The sequence below is a fragment of the Streptomyces sp. CB01881 genome (genome assembly GCF_002953255.1).
Classification (GTDB): domain Bacteria; phylum Actinomycetota; class Actinomycetes; order Streptomycetales; family Streptomycetaceae; genus Kitasatospora.
Window position 1 is genome coordinate 8,969,004 of the sequence record NZ_CP026498.1, and the last position, 14,530, is coordinate 8,983,533.

Genomic DNA, 14,530 nt, shown 5'->3' on the forward strand with positions numbered 1-14,530 from the left:
CGGCCGTCCGCCGACCGCGGCACGCTCCTCGGCGGTCCGCGCGGCGGGCCGGGGCACTACCATTTCCTGGGGCGCCCCGGCTTGGGAGGAAAGACGACGTGACCACGGTCTGCCGTATCTGCGCGGGCACCGGCCGCACCGCCGGTCTCAGCTGCCGCACCTGCCAGGGCACCGGCACCACCGAGGTCGGCGGCGGGGGCGGCAACTGCTTCCTCTGCGACGGCACGGGCGTCTACGTCCGCTACCGGGTCGACGCCGCCGGCGCCAAGCACGCCTACCGCGACGAGATCTGCCGCACCTGCGACGGCACCGGCAACCGCGCCCCCTCCACCTGGGACGAGGCCTCCTGACCGTCCGGCCGTCCGGCGGTGTGGCCGCCCCCGCCTTCCGGGCACCCTGCCTTCCGGGCCCCGGCGGTGTGGCCGTCCGGGCGTCCGCACCACCGCCCGTCCGCATTACCGTCCGTCCGCACCGCCACCGTCCGTCCGGCGCCTGACGGTGTGACTCCTGACCGGCCGGCACGTGCGGGTGCATCAGGGCCGGTGGGAGGGCGGATGATCGCGTCCGGTCCGCACACGCACCGAGGCTTTGCCGAAGCATGGTCGAACATTGGCGTTCGACTGACCGGCGCGCCGGTGCTCGTTCACCGCACGTCCGTGTCCGGTCCACGCTCCGCTGGAAGAGTCCCGCCCATGGATATCCCCAACATGGGCGTGCCCGCGAAGCTCGCCGACCGCATGAGCATGGCCGAGCAGCACGAGTACCTGCGGGCCCGTTTCTCCCGCCGCCGGATGCTGCGCACCGGCGCCGTCACCGTCGGCGCGCTGGCCGTGGGCGGTGCGCTGGGCAGCGGCACCGCGACCGCCGCGCCGGCCTCCCCGCAGCTGCTGACGGGCGGTGTGACCGACGGCGTCGACGGCTCGCTGGTCGCCCCGATCGGCCGTCACCTCGCCTTCGGCCCCGAGCCGGACACCCAGTTCCGGGTCTCCTGGCAGGTCCCGGCCCCGGTGAAGAAGCCGTTCCTGCGCTACGGCAAGCACCCGTGGGACCTCAGCCACAAGGTCCAGGCCGAGGTGCGCGCCCTGCACACCCCCGCGCTGACCCCGACCGGCCAGCCGGTGGACCAGTACTACCTGCACGTGGCGCTGGAGGACCTCCAGCCCGACACCACGTACTACTACGGTGTCGGCCACCAGGGCTTCGACCCCGCCTCGCAGCAGGCGATCTCCACCCTCAACACCTTCCGCACCGCGCCCTCGCGCGACCACCGCTGGGGCAAGGTGTACGAGCCGTTCACCTTCACCGCCTTCGGCGACCAGGGCGTCAGCTCGCACGCGGCCGGCAACGACCACATCATCCTGGCCCAGAACCCGGCCTTCCACCTGCACGCCGGCGACATCTGCTACGCCGACCCGGCCGGCTCCGGCACCGACCCCGACAAGTCGGTCTACAACGCCCGTACCTGGGACGACTTCCTGGTGCAGACCGAGACGGTCGCGTCGAAGGTGCCGTGGATGGTCTCCTACGGCAACCACGACATGGAGGCCTGGTACTCGCACAACGGCTACGGCGGCGAGAACACCCGGTTCTACCTGCCGGACAACGGCCCGGACCCGCGGACCGTCCCCGGCGTCTACTCCTTCCGCTACAAGAACGTCGGTGTCATCTCGCTGGACGCCAACGACGTCTCCTACGAGATCCCGGTCAACCTGGGGATCTCGGCGGGCAAGCAGACCTCGTGGCTGCAGCGCACCCTCAAGGACCTGCGCAACGACGAGACCATCGACTTCATCGTGGTCTTCTTCCACCACTGCGCCTTCTCCACCACCCACCAGCACGCCTCCGAGGGCGGTGTCCGCGAGGCGTGGGTGCCGCTGTTCGAGAAGTACCGGGTCGACCTGGTCATCAACGGTCACAACCACGTCTACGAGCGCACCGACGCGATCCTCGGCAACAAGGTCTCCAAGGCGGTGCCGAGCGGCGCCACCATCGAGCCCGCCACCGACGGCGTCGTCTACGTGACGGCGGGCGCGGCCGGCCGGAGCCTGTACCGCTTCGACGCCCCGGACACCTACGAGGGCCACGAGAAGCGCCTCGACTCGGTGGAGACCTACCACTTCGCCAAGGGCGGCGTGAAGGTCACCGAGACGGTCGAGTGGTCGCGGGTCCGCTACACCGGCTACTCCTTCATCAAGGTCGACGTCACCCCGGCCCACCTGGGCCAGAAGTCGTCCATGAAGGTCACCGCACTGGCCGAGGACGGCACGCAGGTCGACCACTACACGGTCCTGCGCAAGGTCGGCGAGGGCTGGGACGGCAAGACGGACGACGACGGCGAGGGCGGCGGCTGGGGCTGGTAACGGACCGCGCCCGGAAGGCGCTCCGGCGCGCCCCTGCTCCGGCGCGCCCCTGCTCCGACGACGGCCCGGCCGGGACTCCCCGGCCGGGCCGTCGCGCGTCGTCAGAGGGCGGCCAGCTGCTCCGCGAGGGTGTCGCTGTGCTGGAAGGTCAGCCCGGCCAGCGCGACGTGCTTCCACCGCACCGTGCCGTCGGAGTCCAGGACGAACACCGACCGGCGCAGCCCGAGCCCGGGCACCGCGATGCCGTACGCGCGGACGACGGTCCGCTCCGGGTCGGCGAGCAGCGGGAAACCCAGACGGTGCTTGCGGGCGAACTGCTCGTGGCAGTCCAGCCCCTGGGGGCTGATGCCCCACACGGTGGCGCCGAGCCCGCGGAACCGGTCCAGGTCGGAGCTGTACGAGCAGAGCTGTTTCGTGCAGACGGGGGTGTCGTCGCCCGGGTAGAAGACCAGCACCAGCGGGCTGCCCTTCGCCTCGGCGAGCCGGTACTCCCGGCGTTCCGTGGTCCCGCTCTCCTCGTCCAGCAGCAGCCCGGGCAGGGTGAACCCGGGTGCCGGGGCGCCGATCTCGGGTGGTTTCGCCATGGTCGTCCCGTCCTTCGCAAGCGGCAGCGCGGTCGCCGCCCACCCTATGGCCGCCCGGCCCGGGCCCGCCCACCCCGTCGTCGTCCGCCGGATCCTCTCCAATGCCCCTTCCACGTTGAAGAATTGACATCGATGCGTGGTGATGTCATGTCTGTCGTGCAACGATGTCCGCCAAGTCTTCACTTCATAACGAATCGAGCAGCCCGATAACGAGTTGTCCCTTCGGTTATTGACGTGGGCCCCGGGTGCGGCTTGACTCCGTCCTCTGCCGCAACGCCGCGGCGCAGTCAGGAGGCAACCCCCACCATGAAGAGAACGACCCGGCGCGCGGCCAGAACGACCCGCTGCGTCGCCGCGGGCACGGCAGCCGTGTCGCTGGCCCTCACCCTCGCGGCCTGCGGCGGGAGCGACGCAGGGCCCCGGCCGGACGGCGTGGCGAGCACGACCGTCGGTCTGCTGCTGCCCGAAAAGGCGTCCTCCACCCGGTATGAGGCCTTCGACAAGCCGCTGATCGAGTCCACGGTGGGGTCGCTCTGCACCGGCTGCGTCGTCGACTACGCCAATGCGGACGGCAACGAGGCCGCCCAGAAGCAGCAGTTCGACGACCTGCTGGCCAAGGGTGTCAAGGTCATCCTGCTCGACCCGGTGAACGCCAAGGTCACCGCACCCTGGGTCGAGGCCGCCGCCGCGAAGGGGGCGAAGGTCATCGCCTACGACCGGCTGGCCGAGGGCAAGGTCGCCGCGTACGTCTCCTTCGACAACCAGCGCACCGGCGAGATCCAGGGCCAGGCCCTGCTGGAGGCGCTCGGCCCGAAGGCCTCCTCGGCCTCGGTCGTGATGATCAACGGCGCCGAGTCCGACCCCAACGCCGCGATGTTCAAGACCGGCGCGCACCGGGCGCTCGACGAGAAGGTCAAGAAGATCGTCTACGAGCAGTCCGGCGAGTGGAAGCCGGAGGTGGCCACGGCGAAGATGAACGAGGCCATCCGCACCCTCGGCAAGGACGGCTTCCAGGCCGTGTACGCCGCCAACGACGGCATGGCGGCCTCCGTCATCGAGACGCTGAAGGCGGCCGGGATCAGGAACGTCCCGGTCGGCGGGCAGGACGCCTCGCTGGACGCGGTGCGCCGGGTGCTCTCGGGCGAGCAGGCCTTCACCGTCTACAAGCCGTACAAGCCCGAGACGGACGCCGCGGGCAGCATCGCCGTTCAGCTGCTGAAGGGGATGGACATCAGCTCGTCGGTCAGCGCGGCCGTCGACAGCGGCGGGCTGCGCATCCCCTCGCTGCTGCTCACCCCGATCGTGGTGACCAAGGCGAAGGTGCAGGCGACGGTGGTCGGCGGCGGCCTCTACAAGGCGACCGAGATCTGCACCCCGCAGTACGCGGACGCCTGCGCGGCGGCCGGCGTCAGGTAACGCGGGGAGGCCTGCGGCGGGGCGGCCGTCCGGGTGTCCGGCGTTCCGGCACCCGGGCGGCCGTCCGGCCGCGGAGCCGTCCGGCCGTGGAGCTGGCCGGTCGGTCGGTCAGTCGTTCAGCGCCGGGGTCCGTACATGATCACGGCTACCCCGGCCAGGCAGATCAGCGCCCCGGCCACGTCGTAGCGGGTGGGCCGGAACCCGTCCACCACCACGCCCCAGAGCAGCGAGCCGGCCACGAAGACGCCCCCGTAGGCGGCCAGCACCCGGCCGAAGTGGCTGTCCGGCTGGAGCGCGGCGACGAAGCCGTACCCGCCGAGCAGCACCACCCCGAGCCCGGCCAGCCACCACGGCCGGGACTCGCGCACGCTCTGCCAGACCAGCCAGCAGCCGCCGATCTCGGCGAGCGCGGCGAGGGCGAACAGGGCGGCGGAGCGCAGGACGGTCATGGGCGCCAAGCCTACGAGCCGTAGAGGTCGCCCCCGTAGGACGGGCCGTAGTACTCCTCCAGGACGGCCAGGGGTTCGTCCTTGCGCTCCAGCGCCTTGGAGATCAGCGCGCGCGACGGCGCGGCCTCCGGGTCCCAGGTCTCGGGCTTCCAGAGGGCGGAGCGCAGGAACGCCTTCGAGCAGTGGTAGAAGACCGCCTCGATCTCGACCAGGACGGCGAGTCGCGGGCGGTGGCCCTTGACCGCCATGGCGTCGAAGAAGGGCGCGTCGCTGAGCAGCCGGGCGCGGCCGTTGACGCGCAGGGTGTCGCCGCGGCCGGGGACCAGGTAGATCAGCCCGATGTGCGGGTTGGTCAGGATGTTGTGGAAGCCGTCCGCGCGGCGATTGCCCGGCCGTTCGGGGAGGACGATGCGGGTGTCGTCCAGGATGTGGGTGAAGCCGGCCGGGTCGCCCTTGGGGGAGACGTCGCAGGTGCCGTCGGCGGCGGAGGTGGCGACCAGGCACAGCGGCGAGGCGGCGATGAAGGCCCGGTCGTGTTCGTGCAGGGCGCGGCGCTCCTTGGCGGCGTCGCGGGCGCTGGGTTCGCCGAGCAGGGCGCGCAGTTCGGCGGCGTCGGTGATCTCGGTGATCCCGGTGATCCCGGTCAGTGCGTCGGCCATCGGTCGTCCCCCTCGGATCCGGTGTCGGGCCGATGGTACGCCCGGGGCCCCGGAGCGCTTCCGGGGCCCCGCGGGGGCAGGGCGGTGTCGGATCCGGCGGCGGGGCGTCAGACCTGGCGGTAGGTGGTGAGGAAGCGGCCGATGCGGTTGATCGCCGTCTCCAGGTCGTCGGCGCGGGGGAGGGTGACGAAGCGGAAGTGGTCCGGGCGGGGCCAGTTGAAGCCGGTGCCCTGGACGACGTGGATCTTCTCGCGCAGCAGCAGGTCCAGCACGAACTGCTCGTCGTCGACGATCTTGTGCACGGCGGGGTCGAGCTTGGCGAACGCGTACAGCGCGCCCTTGGGCTTGACGCAGCTGACGCCGGGGATCTCGTTCAGCGCCTTGTGGGCGACGTCGCGCTGCTCGGTGAGCCGGCCGCCGGGCAGGACGAGGTCGTTGATGGACTGGTGGCCGCCGAGTGCGGCCTGCACGGCGTACTGGGCCGGGACGTTGGGGCAGAGCCGCATGCCGGAGAGCATGGTCAGCCCCTCCAGGTAGTCGGCGGCGAGCTGCTTGGGCCCGGAGACCACCAGCCAGCCGCTGCGGAATCCCGCCACCCGGTAGGACTTGGAGAGGCCGTTGAAGGTGAGGGTGAGCACGTCCTCGGCGAGGGCGGCCAGGCAGTGGTGCTCGGTGCCGTCGTAGAGGATCTTGTCGTAGATCTCGTCCGCGAGGACCATCAGGTGGTGCCGGCGGGCGAGTTCGAGGATGCCCTCCAGCAGCTCCTTCGGATAGACCGCGCCGGTCGGGTTGTTCGGGTTGATGACCACGATGGCCTTGGTGCGGGCGGTGATCTTCGCCGCGATGTCGTCGAGGTCGGGGTACCACTCCGCCTCCTCGTCGCAGGCGTAGTGCACCGCCTTGCCGCCGGCCAGCCGGACCACGGCCGTCCAGAGCGGGTAGTCCGGCATCGGGACGAGTACCTCGTCGCCGTCGTCCACCAGCGCCGTGACGGCCATCTGGATCAGCTCGGAGACGCCGTTGCCGAGGTAGACGTCGTTGACGGTGACCCCGTTGACGCCGCGCTGCTGGTAGTACTGCACGACGGCGCGGCGGGCGGGCAGGATGCCGCGGGAGTCGCTGTAGCCGTGTGCGTTGGGCAGGTTGCGGATGATGTCCTGGATGATCTCTTCCGGCGCCTCGAAGCCGAACGTCGCCGGGTTCCCGGTGTTCAGCCGGAGCACGCTGTGCCCGGCCTCCTCCAGGGCGTTGGCCCGGTCGACCACCGGGCCCCGGATCTCGTAGCACACGTCCGTCAGCTTGCTGGACTGCCGAAACTCCATCTGCGGCCTCCCGACCGTCACCCCGCATGGTTCATGGTTACTTTGTTCTACCAAGTAAGCACTTGGAAAGTCCAACCTTTTGGCTATGCTGATCCACATGTCACGCCGAAGCTACGACCAGTACTGCGCCGTCGCCCGCGCCCTGGACGCGGTGGGGGAGCGCTGGAGCCTCCTGATCGTCCGTGAACTCCTGGCCGGCCCGCGCCGCTACACGGACCTGCACGCCGACCTGCCCGGCGTCTCCACCGACATCCTCGCCGCGCGGCTCAAGCAGCTGGAGGGCGAGGGCCTGGTCCTGCGCCGCCGGCTCGAACGTCCCGCCAACGCCACCGTGTACGAGCTCACCGAGCGCGGAGTGACGCTCCGTCAGGTGGTCGACGCGCTGGGGGTCTGGGGCCTCGACGCCCTCGGCGAGCAGCGGCCGACCGACGCGGTGCGGGCGCACTGGGTCACCGGCGCGGCGGGCGGGTTCGGGGCGGAGGAACCATGCGGGACGGAGGAACCACGCGGGACGGAGGAACCGCACGGGGCCGAGGGGCCGAACGGGGCGCAGGGACCGCACGGGGCCGAGGCCGGGCGCGCCGTGACGGAGGCAGGGCGTGAGACGGCCGCAGACACGGTGGCGGCGGCGGGCTAGCGTTCAGCGGGTGACGTCCTACGAACTCGCCCAGGTGAACATCTCGCGGATGCTCGAACCCATCGACAGTCCGCTGCTCGCGAACTTCGTCGCCGCCCTCGGACGGGTCAACGCCCTGGCCGACGAGGCCGACGGCTTCGTCTGGCGCCTCAAGGAGGACGGCGGCTACGCCACCGGATTCCGGATCTTCGACGACGAGTGGCTGCTGGTCAACCTCTCCGTCTGGCGGGACCCCAAAGCACTCGACGCCTACGTCTACCACCCCGAACACCGGGCGGTCATGCGACGCCGCCGCGAGTGGTTCGCCCGTCCCACCGAGGCGATGACCGTCCTCTGGTGGGTGCCGGCGGGCCACCGCCCCACCCCGCAGGAGGCCCAGCAGAAGCTCACCCTGCTGCGGGCGGAGGGGCCGACCCCGGAGGCGTTCACCATGAGGACGCTGTTCGAGCCGCCGGCGGTCTGACGGCCGCGGTGCGCGGTGCGCGGTGCGCGGTGCGCGGGGTCGGACCGGGCCGGGCCGGTGACGGCCGTGTGCGGGACGGGTCGTGGCCCGGGCCGCGACCGGAACCCCCGTCCCCGGTCGTGGCCCCGCGCGTACGGCTCGAATCGCCGCGCACGCGCGCACCGCCCGCCCCTGCTTCCGGGCTGCCCGGCGCGGTGGCCGGGGCCCGGGGAGCGGGCGGTGAGGTCGCATCACTGTGCCGGTCACCGATAAACGGGTGATCGGTGCTCGATGAGCGGTCGCGTTGATGCGACTCTGCTGCGGTCCCGTCGATGCGGTCCTGCTGAGGCACTCCTGCCGACGCGTACCCGTCCGGGCCGGAAGCGGATGAGCCCCCCCGGAAGCGGATGAGCCCCGCCGTCGCACGCCGGGACCCTGCGCGTACGATCGTCGGGCTATGGAGAACACAGCGGAGAAGAGCGCGCCCAGCGTGCCCACCACGCCCACCGGAGAGCCCATTCCCGCCGCTCCCAGCGGTCGGACCGGTCGGACCGGATACGCCGGCTACGTCGCCGTCGGGGACTCCTTCACCGAGGGCATGTGCGACGAGCTGCTCCCCGACGGCCACTACCGCGGCTGGGCCGACCGGGTCGCCGACCGCCTCGCCGCCGAGCAGCCCGCCGGCGCCTTCCGGTACGCCAACCTCGCCGTCCGGGGCAAGCTCATCGGCCAGATCCACGACGAGCAGGTTCCCGCCGCCACCGCGATGGGCGCCGAACTGGTCACCCTGGCCGGCGGCCTCAACGACGTGCTGCGCCCGCGCTGCGACATCGCCCGGGTCGAGGAGCTGCTCGGCCGCTCCGCCGCCGCGCTGCGCGCCGGCGGCGCCACCGTGGTGATGTTCACCAGTACCGACCCCACCCGCAGGATGGCCGGCAGCGCCCGGTTGCTCCCGGCGATCCTGCGGATGAAGGCCTTCGTGCACGAGCTCGGCCAGGACCCGGGCATCGCGGTGGTCGACCTGTTCTCCGCGCCCTGCTTCGACGACCGCCGGCTCTGGGCCGAGGACCGCCTCCACCTCTCGCCCGAGGGCCACCGCAGGGTCGCCGAGGCCGTACTGGAGTCGCTCGGCCGGCCCGCCACCTTCGACTGGCGCGCCCCGCTGCCGGCCGCCGCGCCGCGCGGCCGCTCCGAGAAGCTGGCCGCCGACGCCCGTTGGGCCCGCACCCACCTCGGCCCCTGGCTCGGCCGCCGCCTCACCGGCCGCTCGTCCGGTGACGGCCGGCCCCCGAAGCGCGCCGAACTGCTGCCGTACGAGCCGTCCGACCGCTAGTTGGTCCGGGCCGTCCGGGCCGTTCGAGTAGCTGGTTCAAGCAGTCCGAGCAGTCCGCGTGGCCGGGGCGGGCGCTCGTCCGGCGGGGCCGGTGCGCAGGTGGCGCGCCGGTCAGCCGCGGAAGAGGTTGTGGCCGACGTCGGACGGCACCTCGTCCTGGTACGGGGTGCTGTCCGGGCCGGGAACCTGCTCGCCGGGGACCGGCTCGGAGCCCTCCCGGTGCAGCAGCACGACGCCGCCCTCGGACCAGATCTGCCGGTAGCCGTGCGCCAGCAGCAGCTCGATCCGGGCCGCCTGCTCGCGGTCCGTCTTGAACGGGAACGCCCGCTTGTCGGAGCGGATCAGCACGTACTCGCGGCCGCGCGGCTTCTCGTCCACGAGGACGACGTCGGTCCGGGCGGAGAGCCGCGGTGCGGCCTGGTTGTCGGCCTCGACCGTGGCGCCGTCCGGGATCTGCCCGGCACCCCGGAGCAGCGCCGCCTCGCTGGGCTTGGGCTGCCAGTAGGAGGGGACGAACAGGTTCGCCGCGCCCAGCGGCAGCGCCGCCACGACCGTCAGGGCCGCCGCCGCCACGCCGAGCCGGCGGGTCAGCGCGTGGCCGTGGTGGCGGCCCAGCACCTCCAGCGCCGCCACCAGCAGGATCGGCCAGAGGAACGCGTCGTAGTGCCGGGCGATCGACCAGTGGTTCGGGTTGCTGGACAGCACCCGCTCCGCGAGCAGCGGCAGGGCGCAGAGCACCGTCGCCGAGCGGAGCGGGAGAAGGAACAGGGTGCCGAAGATCCAGAGCAGCAGCAGCGGCTTCAGCGGTGCGTCGAAGAGCGCGGAGACGAGGAGGGTGGGGTCCCGGAGGACGTGGGAGAGGGCGTCGCCGCCGTCCGTGCCCAGCGACTGGTAGTTCCAGTAGTAGCCCGGCGCCCCGCCCATCGCCGGGATCAGCCAGGCGATCGCGGCGGCGGCGGCCAGCGGACCGCCCACCAGGAAGCCGGTGCCCCACCGGGCGGTCTGCCGGCGGCGCTCGCGGTCCTCGTCCCGGCGGGCCCGCAGCAGCAGCACCAGCCCGTACGCGCCGACCGCCAGGCCCATGTCCTCCTTGGTGCAGCAGAGCAGCAGCCCCGCCAGCGCGGCCGTGCCGTAGCGGCGGGCCATCCCGCGCTCCAGCATCAGCAGGGTGAGCGGCACGGCGAACGCCACCTCGTGGAACCCGCCGCGCGAGGCCACCAGCAGCGGCCAGCCCAGCCCGTACGCGAGCCCCGCCAGGTCGGCGGCACGGCGGGCGGTGCGCGGGTCGGCGTCGGCGAAGCAGCGGTCCGCCACCCGCCGGATCAGCGGCACCCCGGCCGCGAAGCAGAGTGCCTGGCCGATCAGCAGGGACCGCGGGTCGTCCCATATCCAGTAGAGCGGCGCCATCAGAGCGATCACCGGCGAGAAGTGGTCGCCGAGGAGGGAGAAGCCCGGGGGGAACTCGTGGTGGAAGCTCTTCAGCGACGACACCGGCAGACCGAAGTGCGCGTAGCCGCGCACGCCCTGGTCGAAGATGCCCAGGTCGAACCCGCCCAGCTGGAGGGTGGTCCACTGCTGGGCGGCGATGCCGAGGCAGACCGCGAAGCAGAGCAGGGTGAGGGCGGCGGTGCGGGCCCGGGGGGAGAGGCGCAGAGCGTCGCCGGCCCGGGTGGGACCGGCCCCAGCGGCCTCGGCGCCCCGGGCGGCCTCGGCGCCCTGGGTTCCCTCGGTGTCCGGGTACGCCGTCACGTCGTGCCGGGACATGCCTGCTTCCTCCAGTGATCGGTTGCCGACCGGGGTCGTGATCGGCTCGCTCCGGGTGTCTCCGGTGCCCCGATTCCGCACAGACCCGAACCGAACCCGCTCCGGACTTGAACCGACACCGGCCGACCACACTAACGGACCGCCGTGACCGGGCCCCCGGTTCCCGGCCCGCCGCGGACGCGACGATGGTGTCGGTACGCTCTAGCGGGGACCGGACCGGCCGGGTCCCGCCGCAGTACGGAGGACCAGCAGCACCGTGACCGAGCCCACGCCTGATTCCCCGGCCACCTCCGCGCCCGCGCCGCTGAACCTGCTCTCCGACTGCGGGAACTGCTTCGGGCTGTGCTGCGCCGCGCTGCCGTTCGCCGCCGGCGCCGACTTCGCCGTCGACAAGCCCGCCGGCACCCCGTGCCGCAACCTGAAGACCGACTTCAGCTGCGGCATCCACGCCCAGTTGCGCGACCGGGGCTTCCAGGGCTGCACCGTGTACGACTGCTTCGGCGCGGGCCAGCACGTCTCGCAGGTCACCTTCGGTGGCCGGAGCTGGCGCGAGGAGCCGGCGAGCGCGAAGCGGATGTTCGACGTGTTCCCCGTCGTACGCCAGCTCCACGAGCTGCTCTGGTACCTCACCGAGGCGCTCACCTTCGCCCCCGCCCGCCCCGTCCACGCCGAGCTGCGGCGGGCCCTGGCGGAGACCGAACGGCTCGCCGCCGGCACCCCCGAGGAGATCCTCGGGGTCGACGTCCCCGCCCACCGGCAGGCCGTGGCCGAGCTGCTGCTCAAGGCGAGCGAACTCGTCCGCGCGGCGGTGCCCCGCCGACGCGAGCACCGGGGCGCGGACCTGTTCGGCGCCCGCCTGCGCGGTGCTGACCTGCGCGGTGCCAACCTGCGCGGCGCGCTGCTGGTCGCCGCCGACCTCTCCGGCGCCGACCTGCGCCTCGCCGACCTCATCGGCGCCGACCTGCGCGATGCCGACCTCGCCGGCGCCGACCTCACCGAGGCCCTCTTCCTCACCCAGGCCCAGCTCAACGCCGCCCGCGGCGACGCCACCACCCGCCTGCCGGAGACGCTCGCCCGCCCTGCCCACTGGCCCGCCACGGCAGCCGCGTCGGCCCCTTCGGCCCGCCGGCCCCAGGCCGGGCGTCACCGGCCGCGCAAGCCCCAGCAGGGCTCCGGCCAGGGCAGGCCCCGCCGCTGAGGACGCGGTGCCGTGAACACGCGGTGGTGCTGAGCCCGCGCTGAGCAGGACGCAGGACGCAGCACGCGGGGCCCGGCAGCCGCGCGGCCGTGCGGATCACCTGGTCCGACGTCCTGCAGGTCGAGGTGGTGGACGACGGAGCCGGCCGTCGGCCCGAGGCCCGGCGGGAGCTGTCGACCGGCCACGGGCTGATCGGGCTCGCCGAGCGGATCGCGCTGTTCGGAGGGGAGCTGACCGCCACGCCGTACCGCTCGGGCTTCCGGGTCACCGCCACGCTGCCGCTCTCCCCGGAGCCGGCACCTTCGCCGGGGGTGTGACAACGCGTCGGGCCGTGCGGACCGTTCCGTTCCCTGCCGAGGCCAACGCGACCCGGCCGGCGCACCCCGGCCGGCGCACCTCCGGCCGCAGCGCCCGCCGAGCCGAATCCCTCCCCGGTGGGAGCGGGTACGGACGGACGCGCGTGAGGTCCGGCGCAGGTGAGCCGGGCCGCTCGGCCGGGCCCGCCTCAGCCCGCCGGAGTGAGCAGCCGCGCGCGCAGGTCGCCGATCAGTCCCTCGTCGATGCCGAGCTTGCCGGTGGCGTAGGCACGCACCGAGCCGTGGGCCCGGGTGAGGTCGGCGAGCGCGAGCCGGATCACCGTCTCCGGTGCGCGCCCGAAGCCCGGCCAGCGCAGCTCGCGCCCGGGGTTGGCGGCGTGCCAGTCGGCCACCAGCTGCGGGGTGGCCAGTTCGGTGAGCGCGAAGTCCGCGGCCACGTCGTCCTCGGAGACCCCGAGCAGGGTCAGCACCAGTGCGGCGATCAGCCCCGTGCGGTCCTTGCCCGAGGCGCAGTGGAACACCACCGGCCGGTCGGCCGTGGCGATCGACTCCAGCACCTCCCGGATCTCCACCACCCCGTCCTCGGCCACCTCGGCGAACCGGTCGGCCAGGTAGCGCCAGGGGTCGAGCCCCGGGTCGATCTCGGCCTGGTCGTACGGCCGGTGCTCGATCGAGAGGTTGTGGTACGCCACCCCGTCCAGCTCGGCGATCCGCCCCCGGCGGGCGATCTCCCAGGGGTAGCGCAGGTCGATCACGGTTCCGATGCCGAGCTCCCGGAACCGTTCCAGGTCGGCGGAGGAGGAGAGCTTCCCGAGCGAGTCCGACCGGTAGAGCCGGCCCCAACGCGTCGAAAGTCCGTCAGCTGTCGAATAGCCGCCCAGGTCACGGAAGTTGCAGAGAGCGTCGAAGGCGATGTGGCGTGTCATGCCCGCACCCTATCGAGCACACCCGGCGGCGGCCCCCGGCATGGTCGTCGGACCCGCGCAGGCGTCACGCCGGCTCCCCGCTCCGGAAAAGGCGTTGCCCGGCGCCGGCCAACATGCGTACGGTGGAAGCACTCTGACGAGACGAACGCTCTCTGGAACGAAAGCCGCAGAACGGGAGCGGGCCCGCGCACAGTGCGCGGTGCCACGGAGGGGCGGCACGCGAATTCGGCATGCCCTCCGGAGGTTTCACCCCATGAAGATCGGCCTTGGCCTTCCCGTCGACGACCCCGCCCAGCTCCTGACCTGGGCCCGGCGGGCCGACGCGGGCCCGTTCAGTACGGTCGGCCTGCTCGACCGGCTAGTGTACGACAACCCCGAGCCGCTGGTCGCGCTCGCCACGCTGGCCGGAGCGACGTCCCGCATCCGGGTCCAGACGGAGGTGTTGATCGCGCCGCACCACAACACCGCCCTGCTCGCCAAGCAGACCGCGACCCTCGACCGGCTCTCCGGCGGGCGGTTCACGCTCGGCATCGGCATCGGCGGACGCGAGGACGACTGCCTGGCCGCCGGCATCGACCTCAGCCGCCGCGGCCGCAGGCTCGACGAGCAGATGGAGCTGCTGCGCCGGGCCTGGTCCGGAGCGCCGTACGGCGAGGGGGTCGGCCCGATCGGACCCGCTCCCGCGACGCCGGGCGGCCCCGAGGTGCTGTTCGGCGGGTTCGCGCCGGCGGCGATCGAGCGGGTCGGCCGGTTCGGGGACGGCTTCCTCGGTGCGGCGCTGCCGCCGCAGACCATGGACGGCCTGTACCGGCAGGTCGAGGCGGCCTGGGAGCGGCACGAACGTCCCGGCCGGCCGCGGCTGGTCGCCCAGGCGTCGGTGGCGCTCGGCCCGGAGGCCACCGTCGGGAGCGCCCGCCGCAACCTCCTCGACTACTACGCCTTCACCGGCCGCGCCGCCTACATGGCGAACGGTCTGCTCACCACGCCGGAGGCGGTCCGGGCTGTGGTGGAGGGCTACCGCGGGATCGGGGCCGACGAGGTGGTGCTGTACTGCTGGGCCTCGGACGCGGCCCAGGTGGACCGGCTCGCCGACGCACTGTTCTGACGGTCGGCGCCACCCGGG

Annotated in this window: 14 protein-coding genes and 1 pseudogene; 9 read left to right on the forward strand and 6 right to left on the reverse strand. The window is 73.0% G+C overall.

The annotated features are described in order from the left end of the window. Positions 1-98: 98 nt before the first annotated feature. Together C2142_RS29260 and C2142_RS29265 are read left to right on the forward strand one after the other, a co-directional pair. Positions 99-350: a hypothetical protein gene (locus C2142_RS29260; RefSeq protein WP_148645711.1), complete on the forward strand. Its 252-nt coding sequence runs from the start codon at positions 99-101 to the stop codon at positions 348-350. Between the two features lie 342 nt (positions 351-692). Further along, positions 693-2,360: a metallophosphoesterase family protein gene (locus tag C2142_RS29265; RefSeq protein ID WP_148645712.1), complete on the forward strand. Its 1,668-nt coding sequence runs from the start codon at positions 693-695 to the stop codon at positions 2,358-2,360. A 101-nt stretch (positions 2,361-2,461) separates the two neighbouring features. On the opposite strand, the gene C2142_RS29270 is transcribed toward C2142_RS29265, so the two are convergent. After that, positions 2,462-2,944 (reverse strand): peroxiredoxin, encoded by a 483-nt coding sequence (locus C2142_RS29270; RefSeq protein ID WP_148645713.1) that lies wholly within the window; start codon positions 2,942-2,944, stop codon positions 2,462-2,464. A 306-nt stretch (positions 2,945-3,250) separates the two neighbouring features. On the opposite strand from C2142_RS29270, the gene C2142_RS29275 reads away from it, so the two are divergent. Beyond that, the gene (locus C2142_RS29275; protein WP_148645714.1) at positions 3,251-4,360 is read left to right on the forward strand and encodes a substrate-binding domain-containing protein; all 1,110 of its coding nucleotides are present in this window, start codon (positions 3,251-3,253) and stop codon (positions 4,358-4,360) included. Between the two features lie 116 nt (positions 4,361-4,476). Here the strand turns inward: C2142_RS29275 and C2142_RS29280 are convergent, their stop codons facing one another. The 3 genes from C2142_RS29280 to C2142_RS29290 form a co-directional block, all read right to left on the reverse strand. Further along, on the reverse strand, positions 4,477-4,809 hold the full coding sequence (locus C2142_RS29280) for a YnfA family protein (protein WP_148645715.1): 333 nt from the start codon (positions 4,807-4,809) through the stop codon (positions 4,477-4,479). An 11-nt stretch (positions 4,810-4,820) separates the two neighbouring features. Continuing rightward, complete coding sequence (locus C2142_RS29285) at positions 4,821-5,468, reverse strand: pyridoxamine 5'-phosphate oxidase family protein (protein WP_148645716.1); 648 nt, start codon at positions 5,466-5,468, stop codon at positions 4,821-4,823. 107 nt (positions 5,469-5,575) lie between these two features. Then, positions 5,576-6,790 carry a pyridoxal phosphate-dependent aminotransferase gene (locus tag C2142_RS29290; protein WP_148645717.1) on the reverse strand — a complete coding sequence of 405 codons (1,215 nt, stop codon included), beginning with the start codon at positions 6,788-6,790 and terminating at the stop codon, positions 5,576-5,578. A gap of 97 nt (positions 6,791-6,887) precedes the next feature. Between C2142_RS29290 and C2142_RS29295 the strand changes: the two genes are divergently transcribed. From C2142_RS29295 to C2142_RS29305, 3 genes are all read left to right on the forward strand, one after another. Next, on the forward strand, positions 6,888-7,427 hold the full coding sequence (locus tag C2142_RS29295; protein ID WP_148645718.1) for a helix-turn-helix domain-containing protein: 540 nt from the start codon (positions 6,888-6,890) through the stop codon (positions 7,425-7,427). Between the two features lie 10 nt (positions 7,428-7,437). Further along, positions 7,438-7,890, forward strand: coding sequence for a DUF3291 domain-containing protein (locus C2142_RS29300; RefSeq protein ID WP_148645719.1), 453 nt, complete (start codon positions 7,438-7,440; stop codon positions 7,888-7,890). 436 nt (positions 7,891-8,326) lie between these two features. Then, positions 8,327-9,202 (forward strand): SGNH/GDSL hydrolase family protein, encoded by an 876-nt coding sequence (locus C2142_RS29305; protein ID WP_148645720.1) that lies wholly within the window; start codon positions 8,327-8,329, stop codon positions 9,200-9,202. A gap of 111 nt (positions 9,203-9,313) precedes the next feature. Here the strand turns inward: C2142_RS29305 and C2142_RS29310 are convergent, their stop codons facing one another. Next, the gene (locus C2142_RS29310; RefSeq protein ID WP_148645721.1) at positions 9,314-10,966 is read right to left on the reverse strand and encodes a DUF2079 domain-containing protein; all 1,653 of its coding nucleotides are present in this window, start codon (positions 10,964-10,966) and stop codon (positions 9,314-9,316) included. Between the two features lie 256 nt (positions 10,967-11,222). Between C2142_RS29310 and C2142_RS29315 the strand changes: the two genes are divergently transcribed. Both C2142_RS29315 and C2142_RS29320 read left to right on the forward strand, forming a co-directional pair. Then, a complete protein-coding gene (locus C2142_RS29315) occupies positions 11,223-12,164 on the forward strand; it encodes a pentapeptide repeat-containing protein (protein ID WP_148645722.1) in 942 nt (313 codons plus the stop codon). Between the two features lie 71 nt (positions 12,165-12,235). Continuing rightward, positions 12,236-12,481 (forward strand): annotated as a pseudogene (locus C2142_RS29320) (sensor histidine kinase); the annotation flags it as partial. 188 nt (positions 12,482-12,669) lie between these two features. Here the strand turns inward: C2142_RS29320 and C2142_RS29325 are convergent. Next, a complete protein-coding gene (locus C2142_RS29325; protein WP_148645724.1) occupies positions 12,670-13,407 on the reverse strand; it encodes a tyrosine-protein phosphatase in 738 nt (245 codons plus the stop codon). 253 nt (positions 13,408-13,660) lie between these two features. On the opposite strand from C2142_RS29325, the gene C2142_RS29330 reads away from it, so the two are divergent. Then, positions 13,661-14,512: an LLM class flavin-dependent oxidoreductase gene (locus C2142_RS29330; protein ID WP_148645725.1), complete on the forward strand. Its 852-nt coding sequence runs from the start codon at positions 13,661-13,663 to the stop codon at positions 14,510-14,512. Positions 14,513-14,530: the final 18 nt, after the last annotated feature.

What these genes read in the sequence shown, in the direction of transcription:
- C2142_RS29310 (WP_148645721.1), bottom strand. Translation starts at nt 10,966, where the DNA reads ATGTCCCGGCACGACGTGACGGCGTACCCGGACACCGAGGGAACCCAG.
- C2142_RS29265 (WP_148645712.1), top strand. Translation starts at nt 693, where the DNA reads ATGGATATCCCCAACATGGGCGTGCCCGCGAAGCTCGCCGACCGCATG.
- C2142_RS29270 (WP_148645713.1), bottom strand. Translation starts at nt 2,944, where the DNA reads ATGGCGAAACCACCCGAGATCGGCGCCCCGGCACCCGGGTTCACCCTG.
- C2142_RS29325 (WP_148645724.1), bottom strand. Translation starts at nt 13,407, where the DNA reads ATGACACGCCACATCGCCTTCGACGCTCTCTGCAACTTCCGTGACCTG.
- C2142_RS29275 (WP_148645714.1), top strand. Translation starts at nt 3,251, where the DNA reads ATGAAGAGAACGACCCGGCGCGCGGCCAGAACGACCCGCTGCGTCGCC.
- C2142_RS29285 (WP_148645716.1), bottom strand. Translation starts at nt 5,468, where the DNA reads ATGGCCGACGCACTGACCGGGATCACCGGGATCACCGAGATCACCGAC.
- C2142_RS29290 (WP_148645717.1), bottom strand. Translation starts at nt 6,790, where the DNA reads ATGGAGTTTCGGCAGTCCAGCAAGCTGACGGACGTGTGCTACGAGATC.
- C2142_RS29330 (WP_148645725.1), top strand. Translation starts at nt 13,661, where the DNA reads ATGAAGATCGGCCTTGGCCTTCCCGTCGACGACCCCGCCCAGCTCCTG.
- C2142_RS29295 (WP_148645718.1), top strand. Translation starts at nt 6,888, where the DNA reads ATGTCACGCCGAAGCTACGACCAGTACTGCGCCGTCGCCCGCGCCCTG.
- C2142_RS29280 (WP_148645715.1), bottom strand. Translation starts at nt 4,809, where the DNA reads ATGACCGTCCTGCGCTCCGCCGCCCTGTTCGCCCTCGCCGCGCTCGCC.
- C2142_RS29305 (WP_148645720.1), top strand. Translation starts at nt 8,327, where the DNA reads ATGGAGAACACAGCGGAGAAGAGCGCGCCCAGCGTGCCCACCACGCCC.